General features: G+C 69.6%; 23 protein-coding genes. 5 read left to right on the forward strand and 18 right to left on the reverse strand.

Annotation, left to right across the window (positions count from 1 at the left end; all coding sequences use genetic code 11):
- Positions 1 to 25 precede the first annotated feature (25 nt).
- From recA to BJP65_RS03525, 10 genes are all read right to left on the reverse strand, one after another.
- Positions 26 to 1,081 (reverse strand): recombinase RecA, encoded by a 1,056-nt coding sequence (gene recA / locus BJP65_RS03480; protein WP_055835155.1) that lies wholly within the window; start codon positions 1,079 to 1,081, stop codon positions 26 to 28.
- Between the two features lie 250 nt (positions 1,082 to 1,331).
- Complete coding sequence (locus tag BJP65_RS03485; protein ID WP_055835152.1) at positions 1,332 to 1,556, reverse strand: DUF3046 domain-containing protein; 225 nt, start codon at positions 1,554 to 1,556, stop codon at positions 1,332 to 1,334.
- A gap of 21 nt (positions 1,557 to 1,577) precedes the next feature.
- Entirely contained in the window at positions 1,578 to 1,886 is a 309-nt protein-coding gene (locus BJP65_RS03490; RefSeq protein WP_055835145.1) for a helix-turn-helix domain-containing protein, read from the reverse strand.
- Between the two features lie 202 nt (positions 1,887 to 2,088).
- Positions 2,089 to 2,616: a CinA family protein gene (locus BJP65_RS03495; RefSeq protein ID WP_055835141.1), complete on the reverse strand. Its 528-nt coding sequence runs from the start codon at positions 2,614 to 2,616 to the stop codon at positions 2,089 to 2,091.
- Positions 2,613 to 3,200 carry a CDP-diacylglycerol--glycerol-3-phosphate 3-phosphatidyltransferase gene (gene pgsA / locus BJP65_RS03500; RefSeq protein ID WP_055835138.1) on the reverse strand — a complete coding sequence of 196 codons (588 nt, stop codon included), beginning with the start codon at positions 3,198 to 3,200 and terminating at the stop codon, positions 2,613 to 2,615. The genes BJP65_RS03495 and pgsA overlap by 4 nt, the downstream gene beginning before the upstream one ends.
- A complete protein-coding gene (locus tag BJP65_RS03505) occupies positions 3,200 to 5,935 on the reverse strand; it encodes a DNA translocase FtsK (protein WP_055937082.1) in 2,736 nt (911 codons plus the stop codon). The genes pgsA and BJP65_RS03505 overlap by 1 nt, the downstream gene beginning before the upstream one ends.
- A 50-nt stretch (positions 5,936 to 5,985) precedes the next feature.
- Positions 5,986 to 6,477 (reverse strand): GNAT family N-acetyltransferase, encoded by a 492-nt coding sequence (locus tag BJP65_RS03510; protein ID WP_070408222.1) that lies wholly within the window; start codon positions 6,475 to 6,477, stop codon positions 5,986 to 5,988.
- A 100-nt stretch (positions 6,478 to 6,577) separates the two neighbouring features.
- The gene (locus BJP65_RS03515; protein WP_055835128.1) at positions 6,578 to 8,254 is read right to left on the reverse strand and encodes a ribonuclease J; all 1,677 of its coding nucleotides are present in this window, start codon (positions 8,252 to 8,254) and stop codon (positions 6,578 to 6,580) included.
- 76 nt (positions 8,255 to 8,330) lie between these two features.
- Positions 8,331 to 9,308 carry a 4-hydroxy-tetrahydrodipicolinate synthase gene (dapA, locus tag BJP65_RS03520; protein ID WP_055937074.1) on the reverse strand — a complete coding sequence of 326 codons (978 nt, stop codon included), beginning with the start codon at positions 9,306 to 9,308 and terminating at the stop codon, positions 8,331 to 8,333.
- Between the two features lie 108 nt (positions 9,309 to 9,416).
- Positions 9,417 to 10,388, reverse strand: coding sequence for an endonuclease domain-containing protein (locus tag BJP65_RS03525; RefSeq protein WP_156784800.1), 972 nt, complete (start codon positions 10,386 to 10,388; stop codon positions 9,417 to 9,419).
- A gap of 102 nt (positions 10,389 to 10,490) precedes the next feature.
- On the opposite strand from BJP65_RS03525, the gene BJP65_RS03530 reads away from it, so the two are divergent.
- Complete coding sequence (locus BJP65_RS03530) at positions 10,491 to 11,027, forward strand: NUDIX hydrolase (protein WP_070408223.1); 537 nt, start codon at positions 10,491 to 10,493, stop codon at positions 11,025 to 11,027.
- A gap of 51 nt (positions 11,028 to 11,078) precedes the next feature.
- On the opposite strand, the gene BJP65_RS03535 is transcribed toward BJP65_RS03530, so the two are convergent.
- The 3 genes from BJP65_RS03535 to BJP65_RS03545 are packed head-to-tail and all read right to left on the reverse strand — an operon-like array spanning position 11,079 to position 13,193.
- On the reverse strand, positions 11,079 to 11,834 hold the full coding sequence (locus BJP65_RS03535; RefSeq protein WP_070408224.1) for an SDR family oxidoreductase: 756 nt from the start codon (positions 11,832 to 11,834) through the stop codon (positions 11,079 to 11,081).
- Position 11,835: 1 nt separating this feature from the next.
- Positions 11,836 to 12,336, reverse strand: coding sequence for a dihydrofolate reductase (locus BJP65_RS03540; RefSeq protein ID WP_070408225.1), 501 nt, complete (start codon positions 12,334 to 12,336; stop codon positions 11,836 to 11,838).
- Positions 12,333 to 13,193, reverse strand: coding sequence for a thymidylate synthase (locus BJP65_RS03545; RefSeq protein WP_055937062.1), 861 nt, complete (start codon positions 13,191 to 13,193; stop codon positions 12,333 to 12,335). Before BJP65_RS03545 ends, BJP65_RS03540 begins: the two co-directional genes overlap by 4 nt.
- A 93-nt stretch (positions 13,194 to 13,286) precedes the next feature.
- Here BJP65_RS03545 and BJP65_RS03550 point away from each other — a divergent pair, with 93 nt between their 5' ends.
- From BJP65_RS03550 to BJP65_RS03565, 4 genes are all read left to right on the forward strand, one after another.
- Positions 13,287 to 13,724 (forward strand): thioredoxin family protein, encoded by a 438-nt coding sequence (locus BJP65_RS03550; RefSeq protein WP_055835104.1) that lies wholly within the window; start codon positions 13,287 to 13,289, stop codon positions 13,722 to 13,724.
- Positions 13,717 to 14,250 carry a DUF4395 domain-containing protein gene (locus tag BJP65_RS03555; RefSeq protein ID WP_070408226.1) on the forward strand — a complete coding sequence of 178 codons (534 nt, stop codon included), beginning with the start codon at positions 13,717 to 13,719 and terminating at the stop codon, positions 14,248 to 14,250. Before BJP65_RS03550 ends, BJP65_RS03555 begins: the two co-directional genes overlap by 8 nt.
- Positions 14,251 to 14,355: 105 nt before the next feature.
- A complete protein-coding gene (locus BJP65_RS03560; protein ID WP_055835097.1) occupies positions 14,356 to 14,781 on the forward strand; it encodes an OsmC family peroxiredoxin in 426 nt (141 codons plus the stop codon).
- Complete coding sequence (locus BJP65_RS03565) at positions 14,774 to 15,694, forward strand: TIGR01777 family oxidoreductase (RefSeq protein ID WP_070408227.1); 921 nt, start codon at positions 14,774 to 14,776, stop codon at positions 15,692 to 15,694. Before BJP65_RS03560 ends, BJP65_RS03565 begins: the two co-directional genes overlap by 8 nt.
- Positions 15,695 to 15,766: 72 nt before the next feature.
- Here BJP65_RS03565 and BJP65_RS03570 read toward each other — a convergent pair whose 3' ends face one another.
- From BJP65_RS03570 to BJP65_RS03590, 5 genes are all read right to left on the reverse strand, one after another.
- On the reverse strand, positions 15,767 to 16,219 hold the full coding sequence (locus BJP65_RS03570) for a hypothetical protein (RefSeq protein ID WP_070408228.1): 453 nt from the start codon (positions 16,217 to 16,219) through the stop codon (positions 15,767 to 15,769).
- Complete coding sequence (gene dapB, locus BJP65_RS03575; protein WP_070408229.1) at positions 16,216 to 17,028, reverse strand: 4-hydroxy-tetrahydrodipicolinate reductase; 813 nt, start codon at positions 17,026 to 17,028, stop codon at positions 16,216 to 16,218. Before dapB ends, BJP65_RS03570 begins: the two co-directional genes overlap by 4 nt.
- Before the next feature lie 65 nt (positions 17,029 to 17,093).
- A complete protein-coding gene (locus tag BJP65_RS03580) occupies positions 17,094 to 17,696 on the reverse strand; it encodes a histidine phosphatase family protein (RefSeq protein WP_070408230.1) in 603 nt (200 codons plus the stop codon).
- Positions 17,697 to 17,774: 78 nt separating this feature from the next.
- Positions 17,775 to 18,800, reverse strand: a complete 1,026-nt coding sequence (locus BJP65_RS03585) for an aldo/keto reductase (protein ID WP_070408231.1) — start codon at positions 18,798 to 18,800, stop codon at positions 17,775 to 17,777.
- Between the two features lie 225 nt (positions 18,801 to 19,025).
- The gene (locus BJP65_RS03590) at positions 19,026 to 21,323 is read right to left on the reverse strand and encodes a polyribonucleotide nucleotidyltransferase (protein WP_055937040.1); all 2,298 of its coding nucleotides are present in this window, start codon (positions 21,321 to 21,323) and stop codon (positions 19,026 to 19,028) included.
- Between the last annotated feature and the right edge of the window lie 239 nt (positions 21,324 to 21,562).

The raw sequence follows: 21,562 nt of genomic DNA on the forward strand, positions 1-21,562 counted from the left end.
CCAGAACCCGATTCGTGTTCCGTCATCAGGCCGGGCGGCGGGCAGCCAGCTCGTCGTCAGCGGGAGCTTCGGCGACAACGGGAGGTGCGCCGATGCCCGTCTTGTTCTTGATCTTCGTCTCGATGTCTCCGGCGATGTCGGGGTTCTTGATCAGGAAGTTTCGGGCGTTCTCTTTACCCTGACCCAGCTGCTCGCCGTCGTAGGTGTACCAGGCCCCGGACTTCTTGACGATGCCGTGCTCGACACCGAAGTCGATCAAGCTGCCCTCTCGCGAGATGCCCACGCCGTACAGGATGTCGAACTCTGCCTGCTTGAACGGCGGAGCCATCTTGTTCTTCACGACCTTGACGCGCGTGCGGTTTCCGACTGCCTCGGTGCCGTCCTTGAGCGTCTCGATACGACGGATGTCGAGGCGAACCGACGCGTAGAACTTCAGCGCCTTACCCCCGGCGGTCGTCTCGGGCGAGCCGAAGAACACACCGATCTTCTCGCGCAGCTGGTTGATGAAGATCATGGTCGTGTTGGTGGTGTTGAGCCCACCCGTGAGCTTGCGCAGCGCCTGCGACATCAGACGAGCCTGCAGACCGACGTGCGAGTCGCCCATCTCGCCCTTGATCTCGGCCTCGGGCACGAGAGCGGCGACCGAGTCGATGACGACGAGGTCGATGGCTCCGGAACGGATCAGCATGTCGGCGATCTCGAGCGCCTGCTCACCGGTGTCGGGCTGCGAGACCAGAAGCGCGTCGATGTCGACGCCGAGCTTCTTGGCGTACTCGGGGTCGAGCGCGTGCTCGGCGTCGATGAACGCGGCGATGCCGCCGGCGCGCTGCGCGTTGGCGATCGCGTGCAGGGTCAGCGTGGTCTTACCCGAGGACTCCGGGCCGTAGATCTCGATGATGCGGCCGCGGGGCAGTCCGCCGATCCCCAGAGCGACGTCGAGGGCGACGGAACCGGTGGAGATGGTCGCGATGGGCGCACGGTCGTCGCTGCCCAGGCGCATGACCGAGCCTTTTCCGAACTGCCGGTCGATCTGGGCAAGGGCTGACTCGAGGGCCTTTTCGCGCTCTGCGGGTGAGGGCATGACGTCTACTTTCTGCTCGCGTTCCGGTCGCCTATAGGCTGTCGCGCTCCCCATCGACGATGGGGCTGCCCGACAAGGCGTTCAGAGTGTCGTTCGACGTTGTCCACGTTAGGGAGGGCCTCCGACATTGGCGGAGGAGAACCTCCCCGATGGGGATGAACGCGTCGCAATCGCTCTTGTGAAGAAGCCTACCGACAATCGAACGAAGATTCGATGACCGCCGCGCCCGGCGTGTCCGACTCCCGAAACCTCAGTGTCGTCGCGGCTCGAGGCGTCCGACGCCGTACCGACGGTCGGCGGGCACGTCGGTCTCGGCACACAACGCCAGCCAGACGTCGCGCGGGTCGACTCCCGCCGCCAATGCGTCGACGCTCGTGCGGCCGCCGACCGCGGACAGGACGAGGTCGGTCAGCAGAGAGCCGCCGCGTGCGCCGAATTCATCTGCCACGGCGCGATCGAACTCGCTACGACGCATGGAAGACGACGAGTCGGCTGCTCAGCGCAGCGAGAGCTCGGGTTCGACCGATGCGACGAGCTCGTCGGGAACGACGTCGGGGAACGTCTGGAGCCCCTCGAGGACGGAAAGTCGGTCTCCGACTTCGCGCATGATGGTGGAGATGGGAACGTCGAGGGCCTCGGCCACCGAGGCGAGGATCTCGCTCGACGCCTCTTTCTGGCCACGCTCGACTTCGCTGAGGTACCCGAGGGCCACGCTCGCGCGGCTCGCGACCTGGCGGAGGGTGCGACCCTTCTGCTGGCGGAGGTCACGCAGGACTTCGCCGATCTCTTGACGAACCAGGATCATTTCGGGCCCTCCTCACTGCTGATTCCGTCGCTGTCCGGGTGGACAACTGTAAACACCGTCTGTGTCACCCTAATGCCGCGCGCTGTGCACCGGATGGGAATCGCTAGACGAAACCGGGATGTGCGACCATTTGTTCCCGCGAATTCGGGCGGGTTCTCGCGACGGCTCGCGGACGGTCTCGGCGTCCGGTCGCGAGTCGCCGTCACAGCGCCGCCAGAGCCCGTCGGATCGCCTGGTGGGCCGTCTCGTGACGGATGCGATCACGATCTCCCGCGATCACGAGCGAGTCGACTCGCGTTCCCAGGGGCGTGGAGACGGCGATGTGCACGGTACCCACCGGTTGTCCGTCTTGCTCGTCGGGACCGGCGACGCCGGTGGTCGCGATCCCCACCTGAGCCGCCGCGCCATCGATGCCGAGCACGTCACGGACACCGCGAGCCATCTGGCGCGCCACGCGGGGATGCACGGCCCCGTGCGCCTCGAGCAGAGCCGCATCGACGCCCAGCACGCTGTGCTTCAGATCGGTCGCGTACGCGACGACTCCGCCCCGCACGACGCGTGACGCCCCCGGCACATCGACCAGCGACGACACCACGAGCCCACCCGTGAGCGACTCGGCGACCGCGACGGTCCACCCCAGCTCCACCAGCCGCTCGATCAACGACGCCGCACTCTCACGAGGGTCCCGGACGAAGGTCTCGTCGAAGTCCTCGGGAACGCCGTCGATCATCGGGCGACTCGGCCCTTGCGCGCCGCTCTGATCTCGGTGACGACGTAATCGAGGCCCGAGGCGATGGTCAGCACGACCGCGATCGTCATGGTGATCACGCTCACCCACCAGACGGTGTTCTGCCACGCGCTCGCGTCGGACAGACCGGCGAACGGAACCAACGCGATCGAGAGCGCCACGGCCTGGGCCACGGTCTTCAGCTTGCCCATCCATGCGGCCGCCAGCACGTGGTCGCTGACGACGATGAAGCGGTAGATCGTGATGCCGATCTCTCGGATCAGCACGATGATCGTCACCCACCAGGGCAGTTCGCCGAGCAGAGACAGACCGACGAAGGCCACGCCCGTCAGAGCCTTGTCGGCGATCGGATCGAGGAGTTTGCCGAGATCGCTGACGATGTCGTACCGACGGGCGATGTACCCGTCGATGCCGTCGGTCGCGATCGCGACGATGAAGACGACCGCGGCCGCCCACCGGAGTCCTCCGCCCCGTCCGTCATCGGCCAGCAGCAACCACAGGAACACCGGCGCGCACAGGATGCGCGCGATGGTGATCGCATTGGGGAGTTGGGGGTGCACTGCCATCAGTCGCGTCCTGTCAGCTGCCAGGCGTCTTCCGAGCCTTCGTCGTCGTCGCTCTCGACGACCGGGAGGCCATCGTACTGAGACGCGATGGCATCGGTACCGTAGCGGTCGTCATCGGCGAGGGCCGATGCCGCCGACGGAGCCGCTGCCGGCGCGGGTGCCGACGGGGCGTCGTCGCCGCGCAGACGAGCGATCACCGCGGGAAGCTGCTCGTTGGTGACGAGCACGTCGCGGGCCTTCGATCCCTCGGACGGTCCCACGATCTCTCGGGATTCGAGCAGGTCCATCAGGCGGCCGGCCTTCGCGAAGCCGACGCGGAGCTTGCGCTGCAACATCGAGGTCGACCCGAACTGCGTCGAGACCACGAGCTCCGCCGCAGCGAGCAGCAGCTCGAGGTCGTCGCCGATGTCGGCGTCGATCTCTTTCTTCTCGGCGGCCACCTGCACGTCGGACCGGTACTCGGGCCGCGCCTGCTGGGTGACGTGCGCGACGACCTTCTCGATCTCTTGCTCGCTGACCCACGCCCCCTGCACGCGGACGGCCTTCGAGGCCCCCATCGGCAGGAAGAGCCCGTCACCCTGACCGATGAGACGGTCGGCACCCGGCTGGTCGAGGATGACGCGGGAGTCGGTGACGCTCGTCACGGCGAACGCGAGACGCGAGGGCACGTTGGCCTTGATGAGACCGGTGACCACGTCGACCGACGGACGCTGCGTGGCGAGCACGAGGTGGATGCCGCTCGCACGGGCGAGCTGCGTGATGCGCACGATGGAGTCCTCGACGTCACGGGGCGCCACCATCATGAGGTCGGCGAGCTCGTCGACGACCACGAGCAGGTACGGGTACGGCTTGAGCACCCGCTCGCTGCCCGCGGGCAGCGTGATCTCGTTGTTGACGACGGCCTTGTTGAAGTCGTCGATGTGACGGAAGCCGAACGACGCGAGGTCGTCGTAACGCATGTCCATCTCTTTCACGACCCACTGCAGCGCTTCGGCGGCCTTCTTGGGGTTCGTGATGATGGGCGTGATGAGGTGCGGAACGCCGGCGTACGACGTCAGCTCGACGCGCTTGGGGTCGATGAGCACCATGCGCACGTCGGAGGGCTTGGCCCGCATCAGCAGGCTCGTGATCATCGAGTTGACGAAGCTCGACTTTCCGGATCCGGTGGAGCCGGCCACCAGGAGGTGGGGCATCTTCGCGAGGTTCGCCACGACGAATCCCCCACCGACGTCCTTGCCGACGCCGATCGTCATCGGGTGCGTGGACGACGTGGCCGCGTCAGAGCGCAGGATGTCGCCGAGCGTGACGATCTCGCGGTCGGCGTTGGGGATCTCGACACCGATCGCGCTCTTGCCGGGGATGGGCGCGAGGATTCGCACTTCGTTCGAGGCGACGGCGTAGGCGATGTTGTTGGTGAGCGCGGTGATGCGCTCCACCTTCACGCCGTGTCCGACCTCGATCTCGTACTGCGTGACCGTGGGGCCGCGCGAGAAGCCCGTCACCCGGGCGTCGACCTTGAACTGCTCGAGGACGCTCTCGATGGCCTTGACCACCGCGTCGTTGGCGGCCGAACGCGCCTTCGGCGGGGTTCCGGCGGCCAACGCGGTGACCGCCGGCAGACGGTAGTTCGCCGCGGGCGGGGCCCCCGCATTGTCGCCGCCGAGGCCCGAGATGCCGGGCAGTTCGTGGTCGGGTGCGTCGTCGACGGGCGAGTCGTCGTGCAGCCCCCGACCGGCGGCGGCTCCGGCGAGGGCGCGCGCGTCGAACACCTCGGTGAGGGCATCGGGCGTGGGGGTCGACGGCACCGGCGGACGAAGGGGGGCGGTGACGGGCTCAGGTGCCACGACCGCGGATTCGAAGCCGCCCTGCGTGGTGCCGGGGCTGAGCAGGGTGGTGAGGTCGTCCGACCCCAGGGCGCCGTCGGTGTCTTCTTCGCGACCGGACTTGTTGCGCCGCCACCAGGGCAGCGACTTCTCGGCCGGCTCGTCGTCATGATCGTCGACGGGGAGGACCTTGGTGGTCGCGTCGCGCTCGACGCGCTCGGCGCCGAACATCCAGGCGTAGAGGTCGCCGAGGCGACGGCCGATGCGGTTGGGCGGCGTCTTGGTGAGGATGAGGACGCTGAGCACGGCCAGCAGGGACAGGGCGATGTACGCGCCCACCTCGGTCAGCAGGGTGAGCGGTTCTCCGACGATCCAGCCGGCGATCCCCCCGGCGCGGCTGAGGACCGGCGGTCCGCCCTCGTTGGGGGCTGGTCGGCCACCCGCGACGTGACAGAAGCCCGACACGGTGACGACGAACAGGCCGAAGCCGATGCCGACCCGGCCGTTGTCGTGGACAGAGGAGGGATGCCGGAAGAGCCATCCCGCCAGAAGCAGCAACAGCACGGGGAGCACGAAGGCGACACGCCCGAAGAGGAGCCCGAAGCTGTACGCGCTGATCAGCGCCGCCGCCTCGGTCCCGATGAAGAACCATTCCACGACGGCACCGACGACGGCGAGCACGACGAGGAAGAACGGGAAGCCGTCTCGACGCTGATCCCGCTCGAGGTTCTCGGGGCCGAAGGTGCGGAACATCCCGCCCACCCCGTGGGCGAGCGCCATCCAGGCGCGGACGGCGGCCGAGGGCTTCTCGGGCTCGTCGACGTAGCGCTTCGGCGCCGGAGCCGAGGCTTTCGATCGCGGAGACCCCTTCGCGGGGGCGCGACCGCCGGTGGGGGACGAACTGCGAGCCATGCCTCCACGGTAGGCGGGACCCCCGACATTCGCCCGCACCGACGCGGGGTTCAGCCCAGGCGCTTCACCATCACGTCGCGTCCGATCCCGGGGCGCGTGACCGCGAAGCCCTCGGATCGGTACAGGCTGACGGCGTAGTTCCCGCGCTCGACGCTGAGGCTGATCCGGGCGTAGCCCTGCGCACGGGCCTGATCGACGAGGCGCTGCAGGAGCGCGCGCCCGACGCCGTGGGCACGCCAGACGGGCCGGACGCCGATGATCAGCTCGGGCACCCCGGTGCCCACCCATCCGAATCCGGGTTCGTCGCGCGGCAGCATCCGGTACCAGGCCGCGCCGACGGCTTCTCCCCCGGGCGACTCGGCGATGAAGCCGGCGTCTCCGGGACGCATCCATCCCGCGATGTACCGGCGGTACTCGGGGCTGCTCACGATCTCGTGACGAGCACGTGCCGCTCCCGCGCGCCACAGGGCGGCCTCGACCGTCATGTCGGCGAGGAAGGCGCCGTCGGAGGCGACGGCCGCGCGGATCGGGAGACCGGGCATGCCCGAATGATAGCGGCGGCGCGCCGCTCCCGCGCCGGGTGAATCGACGAAGCGCCGCCGGCGAACCCGAGGGTCGTCCGGCGGCGCTTCGGAACGCGGGTCAGGCCTCGATGACCATCGGCACGATCATCGGCCGACGGCGCAGCGACTGGTTGACCCAGCGACCGATCGTGCGGCGCACGACCTGCTGCAACGCGTGGTTGTCGCGGACACCCGACTTGGCGGCTTCGGCCAGGGCCGCGGCGATCTTGGGCTTGACGCTGTCGAAGACCTTGTCGTCTTCGGCGAAACCACGGGCGTGGATCTCGGGACCCGAGATGATCTTGCCGGTCGCCGAGTCGACGACGACGATCACCGAGATGAAGCCCTCCTCGCCCAGGATGCGGCGGTCCTTGAGGTCGGCATCCGTGATCTCGCCCACCGACGAGCCGTCGACGTAGACGAAGCCGATGTCGATCTGACCGACCACGCGGGCGACGCCGTCGCGCAGGTCGACGACCGTGCCGTTCTCGCCGAGGATCGTGTTCTCTTCGGGGATCCCGGTCTCGCGCGCGAGCTTCGCGTTGGCCATGAGGTGGCGGTACTCGCCGTGCACGGGCAGGACGTTCTTGGGCTTGAGGATGTTGTAGCAGTACAGCAGCTCACCCGCGGCGGCGTGACCCGACACGTGCACCTTCGCGTTGCCCTTGTGCACGACGGTCGCGCCGAGCTTGGTCAGCCCGTCGATCACGCGGTAGATCGCGTTCTCGTTCCCCGGGATCTGGCTGGATGCCAGGATGATCGTGTCGCCCTCGCCCGGCTCGATCGCGTGGTCGAGGTTGGCCATGCGGCTGAGCACGGCCATGGGCTCGCCCTGCGAACCGGTCGACATGTAGACGATCTTGTCGTCGGGCAGGTCGCGGGCCTTCTTGTAGTCGATCAGCACGCCGTCGGGGACGTTGAGGTACCCGAGGTCGGCGGCGATGCCCATGTTGCGCACCATGCTGCGACCCAGCAATGCCACGCGCCGACCGTTCGCGTGCGCGGCGTCGAGCACCTGCTGCACACGGTGCACGTGGCTCGAGAAGCTGGCGACGACCACGCGGCGCGGAGCGCGCGCGATGACCTGATCGAGCACCGGACCGATGGCCCGCTCGGTGGGCGTGAACCCGGGGACGTCGGCGTTGGTGGAATCGACGAGGAACAGGTCGACGCCCTCTTCACCGAGGCGGGCGAACGCGCGCAGGTCGGTGATGCGGCCGTCGAGCGGAAGCTGATCCATCTTGAAGTCACCGGTGGCGAGCACGAGGCCGGCGGGCGTGCGGATCGCCACGGCGAGCGCGTCGGGGATGGAGTGGTTCACCGCGATGAACTCGAGGTCGAAGGGCCCGACCTTCTCGTGCTGCCCCTCTTTCACCGTCAGGGTGTAGGGGCGGATGCGGTGCTCTTTGAGCTTCGCCTCGATCAGCGCCAGCGTGAGTCCCGACCCGATGAGGGGGATGTCGCCCTTGAGCTTGAGCAGGTAGGGAACAGCGCCGATGTGGTCTTCGTGTCCGTGCGTCAGAACGACGCCGACGATGTCGTCGAGACGGTGCCTGATCGGCTCGAAGTCGGGCAGGATCAGGTCGACGCCGGGCTGGTGCTCCTCGGGGAACAGCACGCCGCAGTCGACGACGAGCAGCTTGCCCTCGTACTCGAAGACGGTCATGTTGCGTCCGACCTCGCCGAGACCGCCGAGCGGGACCACGCGCAGCGTGCCGGGCGCGAGTGCGGGGGGATCGTAAACAGTCGTGGGCATAAGTGCCTCCTCGGATGCCACCGCGTGGCATCCCCTCGTGTGGCGTCCCAGGCCGCGGATCGGCGGACGCCCATGTCTATCTCGTGGTGCCGTGCACCTTCGGCAGGGCACCGCCGGCGGCCGCGTTGCGGTCGGGGCGGAAGTTTGAGAAGTCGGCACCCGCGACGTCGGCGACCAGGGCGAGCTCGTCTTCGATCACCGCGGCCTCCCACTCTTCGGGGCCGACCAGGGGCAGGCGCACGCGCGGGCTGGCGATGCGCCCGAGGCCGTGCAGGATGTACTTCGCGGCCACCGTGCCGGGCACGTGCGTCATGACGGCGCGCACGAGCGGCTCGAGGCCCCGGTGTGCGGCGGTGGCCGTGGCGAGATCGCCGGCGTTCACGGCATCCACGATCGTGCGGTAAGGCGCGGCGGCGATGTTGGCCGTCACGCCGATGAGCCCGCTCGCACCGATCGACAGGTGCGGCAGCACGTTGGCGTCGTCACCCGAGAAGTACATGAGGTCGGTCTGGTTGAGCACCCGGCTGACCTCGCTGAAGTCGCCCTTGGCGTCTTTGATCGCGAGGATGTTGGGGTGCTTCGCCAGGCGCAGGATCGTCTCGTACTTGATGGGCACACCGGTGCGGCCGGGGATGTCGTACAGGATCACCGGGAGGTCGGTCGCGTCGGCGACGAGACGGAAGTGCGTCAGGATGCCGGCCTGGGTGGGCTTGTTGTAGTACGGCGTGACGATCATGATGCCGTCGGCGCCGGCCTTCTCGCTGGCCTTGTAGAGCTCGATCGCGTGCGCGGTCTCGTTGGACCCGCCGCCCGTGAGGATCTTGGCGCGGCCCGCCGAGACGTCTTTGCCGACCTCGACCAGACGCAGCTTCTCGGGGTCGGTCAGGGTCGAGGTCTCACCGGTGGTGCCGGTGACGACGATGCCGTCGGCGCCCGCGGTGATGACGTCGTCCATGTGCTTCTCGACGGCGGGCCAGTCGACTTCGCCGTCGGCGGTCATCGGGGTGATGAGCGCGACGAGCACCTGACCGAAGGGATTGCCGGAGTGCGTCATGCACCCAGGATATCGGTTCGCGGCCCGCTCTCCGCGGCGTCCATCTGCATGATCGGTGGGGCAGCAGTGAACATCGGGCGTCGAAGTGCCCCTGCTGCATGATGCCGGTCATGCATACCGACCACCGCGCGCGTGTGCGCGGCGCGCCAGGACCGCCGCCTCCACCAGATGCCATTCGTGCAGCACCATCGCATAGTCGAAGCGCAAGGTCTCGAAGCCCTGCGCCGCGGCGATCGCGTCCCGGCGCAGATCTTTGTGCCGCAGCGACACCCCGTCATGGTTCTCGCGGCCGTCGACCTCCAGGATGATCCGCCCGTCGAGCAGGAAATCGACCACGCCGACGCCGGGAATGCGTACCTGACTCTCCAGGCGGATGCCGAGACGACTCAACCGCAGCCGAAGGATCGACTCGAGCCCGCTGTCGGCATCGGGACGCGCGAGGTCGACGAGCCCTCGTCGTCCAGCGCGCAGTCCCGCCCTCACTTCTGCCCGTTGTGCACGATCGATCAGCCCCTTGCGCCATGCGGACTCGAAGGCGGCGAAGAAGACCTCGTCTCCGAGGCAGGTCGCCACTTGCACGAGAGCCTGAACGATCGACACGACACCGAACGAGGCAGTCCCGGCATCGTGGTGGTTGACGCACCGGCATCCGGGATGACCGTGGCGGCGACCCGAGGTGCCCAGCCACACGTGGACGCGCGCGTCGTCCTCCCACAACCAGACCCCGTACCGGCGGAGGGCGGAGGCGCACGCGACGGATCCGCCGTGCATCGCCGCCGTCGCGACGAGCGGATCGGTCTCGGGCAGGGCGAGCACGCCGTCGCGCAGGCGTTCGAACACCTCGCCCCGCACGAATCGGCGGACGTCGGCATGCGTGGCACCGCGGCGGATCAGGTCGGCTCGCCGCATCACGCCCCCGGCTCGCGCCACGAGTTCGATGGCGGTGGATGTGCGCACTCGTGCAGCGTGCCCGAGCGCGACCCGCGCTCGGGCGCCTCCGGGCGCGGCTGTGGATAACAGCCCGCCCGCCGGCCCCGCCTGCCCGGCGGGCGGCGGGCGCGGTGGGCGGTCGATATGCATGATCGCTGGTGCGCCTGCGCACAGATGTGGCGAATGGAGCCGTCGCGCCCAGCCCGCTCCTGCATCTGAACCACGGCACGAGCCGCGCCGTAGGGTGACCTCATGGCCTGGACCACCCGCGCATCGCGCACCGTCTACGAGAACCGCTGGATCCACGTGCGCGAAGACGAGGTGACGGGGCCCCACGGCGACGGCATCTACGGGGTCGTCCGCGTGCAGCACCCGGCGGTGTTCGTGATCGCCCTCGACGACGACGAGCGCGTGTGCGTCATCGAGCTCGAGCGCTACACGACCGGGCGTTCGCTCGAAGTGCCCGCGGGCGGCTCCGACGGCGAGGATCCGCTCGAGGCCGCGAAGCGGGAACTCCTCGAGGAGACCGGGGTCACGGCATCCGAGTGGCACTACCTCGGCCGCATGAATGCCCTCAACGGCATCGCCGACGCCCCGGAGCATGTGTACCTCGCGCGGGGTCTCGAGACGACGGATGCCACGGCGTCCCAGCACGAGGAGGGGATCGACCAGGTGCGATGGATCCCGTTCGCGGAGCTGCTGGCCCTCGTGGCCGACGGCACCGTCTCGGACGGCGAGACGATCGCCGCCCTCGCGTTCGCCGGCATCCACCTGGGACGCTTCCGCTGAGCAGCGACCCGGCCGTCGCGGTGGCCCGAGCCGGCCGCGGCTCAGGGAGTTTCAGCGCCCTCGGGCGGCGGCGCGCACGACCAGCCCGTCGGGCAGCAGACGCGACGCGGCGACCAGCACCTTGTACCGCAGCGACGGTACCGACACCGCGCGTCCGCGCGCGGCATCGCGGAGTCCTTCGCGCACGACGTCTGTGGCCGTCAACCACATTCCCGGCGGCACCCCCTCTTCGCCGGGAGGCAGGCCCAGACGCTCGTGGAAGTTCGTGTGCACGAACCCCGGGCACACCGCGGTGACGCTGACGCCCCGCTTACGGTAGGCGACGTTGGCCCAGCGGCTGAAGGAGATCAGCCACCCCTTCGCCGCGCCGTAGGTGCCGCGCGGCACGAAACCCGCCACCGAGGCGACGTTGACGATGCGTCCACTCCCCCGCGCGAGCATCGCCGGCAGCGCGGCGTGCGTGAGACGCAGGGCGACCTCGACGTGCAGACGCAGGTGACGCACCTCGTCGTCGACGGCGTTCTCGTCGAACGCGAGGTCGAGTCCGAAACCGGCATTGTTGACGAGGATGTCGACGCCCGCGGCCACCCGCCTCTCGACGAGGGCCACGGCGTCGTCGTCGAGAAGGTCGGCGACGACGACCTCGACCCCGACGCCGTGCGCGGCACGCACGTCGGCGGCGACGGCCTCGAGTGCCTCGCGATTGCGGCCCACGAGCACGACGTCGGCGCCGCGCGCGGCGAGCTGGCGGGCGAACTCCGCGCCCAGACCGGAGCTCGCGCCCGTGATGAGAGCGGTGCGCGTCATGTCAGGCGCCCCGGCGCTCGTAAGTCTCGAAGCGGTACCGGATGCCGCTGCGCGACACGTGCCATCCCTCGACGGGGGTGGCGGCGACCAGCGACCATCCGTCGAGGCCCGGAGCGTGGGTGTCCCCGTCGACGGCGACGTCGAGACGGGTGAGCTCGATGCGGTCGGCGTGGCCGATCGCCTCGGAGTAGAGCTGCCCGCCCCCGATGACCCACGCACGCTCTCCCTCGGCGCGGTCGAGTGCTGCGTCGAGGGAGAGCGCGCGATCGGCACCCTCGGCGGACCAGTCGTCGGAGCGCGTCACCACGATGTTGCGCCGGCCGGGCAGCGGCCGGAAGCGCGGCGGGAGCGATTCCCACGTACGCCGACCCATGATGACGTCGGACGACCCGGTGACCTCGCGGAAGTGCGCGAGGTCCTCGGGGACGTGCCAGGGCATTCCTCCGTCGGCGCCGATGACGCCGCCGTGGGCCTCGGCCCAGACGAGCCCGATCGAGGTCATACCGCGACGGCTCCCCTGATGGCGGGGTGGTGCTGGTAGCCCTCGACGATCACGTCGTCGTAGCGGTAGTCGAAGATCGAGTCGGGCGTGCGGGCGAATCGCAGCGTGGGCAGGGCGTACGGCTCCCGCGTGAGCTGCTCCTGCACCTGCGCGCGGTGGTTGTCGTAGACGTGGCAGTCGCCGCCCGTCCAGATGAACTCGCCGGGCTCCAGGCCGGTCTGCTGAGCGACCATCAGGGTCAGCAGCGCGTAGGAGGCGATGTTGAACGGCACCCCCAGGAACATGTCGGCGCTGCGCTGGTACAGCTGGCACGACAGCTTTCCGTCGGCGACCGAGAACTGGAACAGCGCGTGGCACGGCGCGAGAGCCATGTCGGGGATGTCGGCGGGATTCCACGCCGACACGATCAGCCGACGGGAGTCGGGGTCGCGCCGGATCTGCTCGACGACCTGTGCGATCTGATCGATCGTGCCGCCGTCGGCGGTGGGCCAGGAGCGCCACTGCACGCCGTACACGGGTCCGAGCTCGCCGTCGGCGTCGGCCCATTCGTCCCAGATCGAGACGCCGTTCTCTTTCAGCCAGCCGACGTTCGACTCACCGCGCAGGAACCACAACAGCTCGTACACGATCGACTTGAGGTGCACGCGCTTGGTCGTGATGAGGGGGAACCCGTCGGCGAGATCGAACCGGATCTGTCGGCCGAAGACGCTCGTGGTGCCGGTGCCGGTGCGATCGGACTTGTGCGTGCCGTTCTCGAACACGTCGCGCAGCAGGTCTTCGTACGGGGTGAGGATGTCGGCGGTCACGCGCTTCACGATACCCGCGCGGGGCCCGCGACGACCGTGCCCGTACGGCATCGCGGACATCCGCCATCTGGGGAGGAGGGGTACTCCCGTCACGCGACGACTCATCCGCCCCGGTGTCGGTGGCGGCGGCTACCGTTGACGATCGTGGACCTGACTCTCGCCCTCGTGATCGCCGCCGCGCTTCTCGCGGCGACCGCCGCGGTGGGCCTGCTCCTGCGGCGCGGTCAGGGGCGCGTCCGCGCCGTCGACTCCGCCGAGTCGATCGACCCGCGCACGCTCGGCACGGGCCCCCTGGGCGAGGACGCGACCCTTCTGCAGTTCAGCACCGAGTTGTGCTCGCGCTGCCCGGGCGTCCATCGCCTGTTGTCGGCGGTCGCCGACGAGCGCACCGGTGTCCGCCACCTCGACGTCGATCTCACCCATCGCCCCGACCTCGCCCAGCGGTTCCGCGTGCTCCAGACCCCCACGACCCTCGTGCTCGACCGCACCGGCACCATCCGCACCCGTATCGCCGGCGCACCGACCCGCGCCGTCGTCGAAACCGAACTCGATCGTCTGCACGAAGAGGCCCCGCATGTCTGAGAACGCCCGCATCGACGTCCGCGGCCCCCGGTTCGCCGCGTCGATCACCGCCGTCCTGTTGCTGATCGCCACGGTGCTCAGCCTGATCGGCGTCGCGACGGCGCACGAGACGTCGTCCCCCGGCACCTGGCTGCTGCCGCAGGTCTCGGTCGGCGCGCGGATCGTCGACCCCGGCTTCCTCCTGCTGCTCGTCATCGCCCTGCTGTTCGTCTGGGGGGTCGCCTCCCCGCGCACCGCCCCCTGGGGTGTGCTCTTCCGCCGGGTCGTCCGACCGCGCCTGTCGCCGCCGACCGAGTTCGAAGACCCGCGTCCCCCGCGGTTCGCCCAGGGCGTCGGCCTGTTCGTCACCGCGGTCGGTCTCGTCCTGCACCTCGCCGGGGTCCCCTGGGCCCTCCCGATCGCCGCCGCCATGGCCTTCGTCGCCGCCTTCCTCAACGCCGCGTTCGGGCTGTGCCTCGGTTGCCAGCTCTACCTCGTTCTGCAGCGCGTCGGCCTCATCGGGCGCCGGGGCACGGCATCCGCCTGACAGCCACCTTCGCGGAGGCTGTCAAGACCCGAGCGGTGTGGCAGACCCTCGTTAGGCTGGCCGCGTCGCGGTCGATCCGGACCGCGCGTGATGATGGAGGTCCCCATGGCCGTCACGAGCGAAGCAGCCACAGCCTGGAAGGGCAGCCTGTTCGAAGGTTCGGGTGAGGTGACGTTCACCTCGTCCGGCATCGGCACCTTCGGTGTGAACTGGAAGGCCCGCAGCGAGGGGTCGAACTCGGTCACGACCCCCGAAGAGCTTCTCGCCGGTGCGCACTCGGCGTGCTTCAGCATGGCGCTGTCGAACGCCCTCGCCGAGAACGGCACCCCTCCCGAGTCGGTCGACGCCACCGCGTCGATCACGTTCAAGCCCGGCACCGGCATCACGGGCAGCCACCTGAACGTCAACGCCGTCGTGCCCGGTCTCGACGCCGCGACGTTCGAGAAGATCGCCGCCGACGCGAAGGCCAACTGCCCCGTGTCGCAGGCGCTCGCGGGCATCGACATCACCCTCGAGGCCACGCTTGCCTGAGTCTTCGGCCCGACGCGTCGTCATCGCCGGCGCGTCGGGCCTCATCGGCTCCGCTCTGGCCGATTCGCTGCGCTCCGACGGCGTCGAGGTCACCGCTCTCGTCCGACACGAGCCGCGCGACGCGAACGAGGTGCAGTGGCTCCAGAACGCCGCCCCGCTCGATCCCGACGTGCTGGCCGGAGCCGACGCGGTCGTGTGCCTGAACGGCGCATCGATCGGACACTTCCCCTGGACGCCGTCGTACAAGAGCGAGCTGCTGTGGTCGCGCATCACGCCGACGCGCACCCTCGCCGCGGCCGTACGCGCGCTGGGCGACGACGCTCCGGCCCTGATCAACGCGAGTGCCACCGGGTTCTACGGCTCGCAGCCCGGCGTCGTACTGACCGAGGAGGCCCGTTCGGGTCGGGGTCTGCTCGTCGACATCTGCGTCGAATGGGAGGCCGCGGCGCGCGGGGCGGGCGACAAGGCTCGCGTCGCGTTCCTGCGCACGGCTCCCGTCGTGCACGAGCAGGGGGTGCTCAAGCCCCTGCTGCTGCTCACCAAGCTCGGCATCTCGGGCCCCATCGGCCGCGGCACTCAGGTGTGGCCGTGGATCACGCTCGAAGACGAGGTACGCGCCATCCGGCACGTCATCGACTCCGACCTCGACGGCCCGGTCAACCTCACCGGTCCCACGCGGGCGACCGCCAACGATCTGGGGTTCGCCCTCGCCCGACGCATGAACCGGCCCTACGCCCTGCGCGCCCCGATCTGGGGCGTCAAGCTCGCTCTCGGCGCCGACGCCACCGAGGCGCTGCTGACCTCTGACGCCGACGTGCGTCCGACCGCCCTCGAGAACGACGGCTTCACCTTCACGCACCGCACGGTCGACGAGGCCGTCGCCTCGGCCGTCCCCGCCCACGACGCCGCCTGAGACGCCCGCGCCGGGCAGTGCTTCTCGCCCGGCGCGGTGCGGTCGCGGCGCCGTCGGCGCCCCGGCTGCGACTCAGCGCGCGCGGCGCTCCGCGCCCTCGAGTCGGATCGCCGTGCGCACCGACTCGCGGGCACGGCGTCGATCACCCGCCGCGTCGTACGCGAGGGCCAGGCGGTATCGGGCCCGCCAGTCTTCGGGGTGCGCCTCGACGTCGGCGCGGTACTGCGGAAAGAGGGCGTCGCCGTCTTCGCGCTCGATGCGCCCGCTGGGACGCACCGGCAGGTCTTCGTCGGGCAGCCCGCCCTCGGCATCGAGGCGCTCCCCCAGGCGCTGCGCGCCCACGCCGAACCACAGCTCCCGGCCGATGGCCCAGAGCGCCAGCAGCGGAAGCACGAGGAGCGCGACGCCCATCGCGATCCCGACCCCGTCGCCGCTCGTGAGCAGCACGATCGCCCGCTGTCCGGCCAGGACCACGTACAGCAGAAGCAGCACCGTCATCACGGCGACGGCGATGCGCGTTTTCATGCGCTGGTGGCGCCCGCCACCTGGCCCGAGACGTCGCCGTCGGCGATCGGGGCCCCCGGCTCGATCGGGCGGGTGCGCACGCCGATGTCGATGAAGCTGTCGAGCCCGACGATGACGCCCCGCGCCTCGCGCGCCGCCGCGAGGGCGATGCGGATGCCGGGGGCATAGGCCGTGGCGGGCTCCACCGTGTCGTGCACGATCGTGAGCGACTCACCGGCCCCCGACAGCACGGTCTCTTGGCGAGCGACCACGCCCGGTCGCCGCAGCGAGTGGATCGGCACGGAGGCCACCCGCTGACCCCGTGCGCGCTGGTCGACGTGCGGCGAGTCGACGGGACCGACCTCGGCGCGCGCCGCGGCGATGAGCTCGGCGGTGCGTACGGCGGTTCCACTCGGCGAGTCGATCTTCGTCTCGCGGTGGGCCTCGACGATCTCGATCGACGGGAAGAACGGGGCGGCCGCGGCCGCCAGGGCGCTGCCGATGACGGATCCGAGCGAGAAGTTGGGGATGAACACGGCACCCGTGCCACTGGCTTCGACGAGCGAGCGGACGAGGGCGATGCGCTCGTTCGACCAGCCCGACGTTCCGACGAGCACGTTGATGCCGCGCTCGATCGCGGCGCGCACGACATCGATCGAGACGGCGGGGGTCGAGGCATCGACGACCAGGTCGGCGCCGTCGAGTTCGCTGAGGTCGGAGGTCGAGGTCAGGATCGCCGAGACCTCGTACCCGTTCTCGGCCTCGACGACCTCGCGGATCACCCCGCCCAGTTTGCCGGTACCGCCCACGATGGCCACACGCGTCGTCATGCGTCCAGCCTAGGCGGCGCGCACACGTTCGACGCGCTGTCCACAGATGTACGGTGCGCGGTCCGTCAGACCGGGAGCGGGTCCATCAGCCCCGTGCGCAGCTCGACCGGCAGGTGCGCCAGGTCGTTGTGCGAGAGCAGCGTCCAGGGCCGGCCCTTCTTCTGCGCGATGACGGTCAAGCCGCAGTAAGCCTGATTGATCGTCATCCAACGCCAGTCGGGGGCCTGCAGCACCTCGCGGACGAACCACGAGATGACGAAGTTGTGGGTGATGACGAGCTCGTGCACCTCCCCCGTCTTGCGGGCGAGGAACTCGGCGGTGGCGTCGGCCATCTGCGCGCGGCCGGCCTCGATCTCGGCCTCGGAGACCGACCCGAAGAACGACTCGTAGGCCGCGGGCGTTTCGGGCGTCATCCCCGTGGGCACGCAGTCGAACAGCAGGGCCGACGACTCCGGAGCCACCGACGGCAGACGCTCGGCGACGGCTCGCGCCGTCTGCGCCGCACGCTCGAGCGGGGAGTGCCACACCGCGTCGAGCGGAAGCCCCGACAGCCGGTCGGCGAGCAGGGCCGCCTGACGCTGACCACGCGGAGACAGGGGGCCGTCTGTGAGCCCGTGCTCGGCATCCTGGTGCTCGCCGTGGCGCACCAGATAGATGTAGTGCGTCACGTCAGCTCACCTCGTCGTCGATCTGCCGTCCCCCGGCCCCGTGTTCCAGCCTACGTCACGCTCTCGCGCGCGGGCCGGTCACTCGGCGGCGCGTGCGATATCCGCCAGCTGGGCCCGGCTGAGGCGCACGCCCACGGCGCGCATGCATTCGACGACGTGACGAGGCGCGAAGGCGTTGACGATGGGGGCCGTGACGATCTTCTGCGCGAGCAGCCAGGCGACGGCCACCGCGGCATCCGGGATGCCGAGCTCGGTGCCGACGGTGTCGAGGGCGCGCAGCACACGAGTCCCCCGGCGGTTCAAGTTGGCGGCCAGTTGGAACCCCCGCACCGACTGCGACGACTGGTCGCGCGTGCGGGTCTCGCCGGAGAGGAAACCGTGCGCCAGGGCGTGCGACGGCGTCACGGCCATCCCCTGCGCCGACGCGATCAGTCGCAGGTCGCCGTCGAACTCGTTCCGGCGCAGCACGTTGTAGGGAACGTCGAGCACCGAGATGCGCGGGTAGCCCGCCGACGACAGGATGCGGGCCTCGACGAGCTGCGCGGCGGTGTACCCGTGCGCACCGATGGCCCGGACCTTGCCCGAATCGACGAGCCACTCGCTGGTGGCGAGCGTGTCTTCGAGCAGGGCCGTGTCGCCGCGGGGGGCGTCGAGCGACAGCACGTCGATACGGTCGGTGCCCAGGCGCGTGAGCGACGCCTCGACGGCACGCACGAGGTTGACGGAGTCGAGCCCGGGGTTGTCGGGGTGTCCTCCGATGCGCACGGTGACCACGGCCTCGTCGCGCATGCGCCGGGTGCGCAGCCACTCACCGATGATGAACTCGCTGCGGCCGGCCGCGTAGCTGTCGGCGGTGTGCAGCGCGTTCCCACCGAGCTCGGCGTAGGCGTCGAGGATGTCGTGGCTGGCGCCGGCGTCGACGTTCCAGCCGAACTCCCCCCCACCGAGGAAGAGCGGGAAGACCTCGAAGCCGGTCTCACCGAGCGGAACCCGCACGTGGGAGCCCAGACCGGGCCCCTGCAGGGTGATCGGAGAAGAGGGGTGCGACGCGCGATCACGACGCAGGCGTGGCGAGGCCGTCTCGTCGACGCCCGGGCCGCTCATGGTGAATCCCCTCGATGCCGGGCGACGGTACGGCGAACCCGTAACTGCACGCCCCCCGACGTACTTCGAGGCTAAAGCTTCGCCCGCGGTGGGCCGCCGATTCGCCCGCCCCGGCGATAAACATTGCGTAACGCTTGTGCACCGATCACCCCATGCGTCACACCCGTCACACGACGGATGCCCGCCCCGCGAGAAGCGGGACGGGCATCCGATCAGACGAGAGGATCAGCCTTCGGCGGGAGCCTCGGGACCCTCGCTCGCGGCGGCCGAGCTCTGCGTGTCGGCCGGCTCGGTCGCGTCAGCGGCCTCGTCGACGACCGGCTCGAGCGACAGCTTGCCGCGGTCGTCGATCTTCGTGATGCGCACGAGGATCTTGCGACCGACCGACAGCACGTCTTCGACGTTCTCGACGCGCTTGCCACCGGCGAGCTTGCGGACCTCGCTGACGTGCAGCAGTCCGTCCTTGCCGGGCAGGAGCGAGACGAACGCACCGAAGGTCGCGATCTTGACGACCGTGCCCAGGAACTGCTCGCCGACCTCGGGGTTGGTCGGGTTGGCGATCGCGTTCACCTGCGCACGGGCAGCCTCGGCCGAGGGGCCGTCGGTCGCGCCGATGTACACGGTGCCGTCGTCTTCGATCGAGATCTGGGCGCCGGTCTCGTCCTGGATGGAGTTGATCGTCTTGCCCTTGGGTCCGATGAGCTCACCGATCTTGTCGACCGGGATCTGAACGCTGATGACGCGGGGCGCGGTGGGCGCCATCTCGTCGGGGGCGTCGATGGCCGAGTTCAGGACGTTGAGGATCGTCAGACGAGCCTCCTTCGCCTGGGTGAGGGCAGCGGCGAGCACCGACGACGGGATGCCGTCGAGCTTGGTGTCGAGCTGGATCGCCGTGATGAACTCCGACGTACCCGCGACCTTGAAGTCCATGTCGCCGAGGGCGTCTTCGGCGCCGAGGATGTCGGTCAGGGCGGCGTAGCGCGTCTGTCCGTCGACCTGGTCGGTGACCAGGCCCATGGCGATACCGGCGACGGGAGCGCGCAGCGGCACACCCGCGTTCAGCAGCGACAGGGTCGAGGCGCAGACGGAGCCCATCGAGGTGGAGCCGTTGGACCCGAGGGCCTCGGACACCTGACGGATCGCGTACGGGAACTCCTCGCGGCTGGGCAGCACGGGCACGAGCGCGCGCTCGGCCAGGAAGCCGTGCCCGATCTCGCGACGCTTGGGGCTGCCCACGCGACCGGTCTCACCGGTCGAGTACGGCGGGAAGTTGTAGTGGTGCAGGTAGCGCTTGCTCGTGATGGGCGACAGCGAGTCGATCTGCTGCTCCATCTTGAGCATGTTCAGCGTGGTGACGCCCAGGATCTGGGTCTCGCCGCGCTGGAAGATCGCCGAGCCGTGAACGCGCGGGATGACCTGCACCTCGGCGTCGAGCGGACGGATGTCGGCCAGACCACGGCCGTCCATGCGGACGCCCTCGGCGAGGATGCGACCGCGGACGATCGTCTTGGTGACCGACTTGTACGCGGCGCTGAACTCGAGCGTCGCGACGGCGGGCAGCTCACCCGACTCGACGGCGGCGACGAGCTCGGCCTTGACCGAGGTCTTGATCTCGTCGTCGGCGTTCTGACGCTCCTGCTTGTCGGCGATCTGGTACACCGGCACGAGGCGGTCGTAGGCGCGACCGGCGACGAAGTCGTACGTCTGCTGGCTGTAGGCCGGGAAGACGGGGAACGACTGGATCTCCTTGGCCGCCGTGCGGGCGACCTCGTTCTGCGCGTCGACCAGCTGGCGCAGGAACGGCTTGGCCGCTTCGAGGCCTTCGGCCACGACCTGCTCGTTGGGCTTGGTGGCGCCGCCCTTGATCATGTTCCAGCTGCCCTCGGTGGCCTCGGCCTCCACCATCATGATGGCGACGTCGCCGTCGTCGAGCACGCGGCCCGCGACGATGAGGTCGAAGACGGCCTCTTCGAGCTGCGTGACGGTCGGGAACGCGACCCACTGGTCGGCGTTCTCACCGTGGCCGGGGATGAGCGCGAGGCGCACACCGGCGATGGGACCCGAGAAGGGCAGACCCGAGATCTGGGTCGACAGCGACGCGGCGTTGATCGCGAGGGCGTCGTAGAACTCGCCGGGTGCGATCGACAGCACGGTGACGACGATCTGGACCTCGTTGCGCAGGCCCTCGACGAACGAGGGGCGCAGCGGGCGGTCGATGAGGCGGCAGACGAGAATGGCCTCGGTCGAGGGGCGACCCTCGCGGCGGAAGAACGAGCCGGGGATCTTGCCGGCGGCGTACGAACGCTCTTCGACGTCGACGGTCAGCGGGAAGAAGTCGAAGCCTTCACGCGGGTGCTTGCCGGCGCTGGTGGCCGACAGGAGCATGGTCTCTTCGTCGAGGTAGGCGGCAACAGCGCCCTGGGCCTGCTGAGCGAGGCGTCCGGTCTCGAAGCGGATGGTGCGGGTGCCGAAACGGCCGTTGTCGAGAACGGCTTCAGCGGCGGTGATTTCTGGACCTTCCAAGAGGTCCCTCCTTCTTTGTTTAGGCTCGCCGCCCCGTGTGGGCGACGAGCTGCATGCGAAGGAGCAGGAACAGGCAGAAAGGGCGCGCCGACGTGTCGGCCCGGAAATCCCGGCGACTGGCCACCAGTAGACGACCACCCGGCAAACGACGGGGAGTCCACCACAGGGGACCAGCGTCTGCCGGCCTGCTCCGTGAGCTCATGTGTAATTGAGCGGATGCCAAGACGGCATCGTCCTCA

The organism is Microbacterium sp. BH-3-3-3, assembly GCF_001792815.1.
GTDB lineage: Bacteria > Actinomycetota > Actinomycetes > Actinomycetales > Microbacteriaceae > Microbacterium.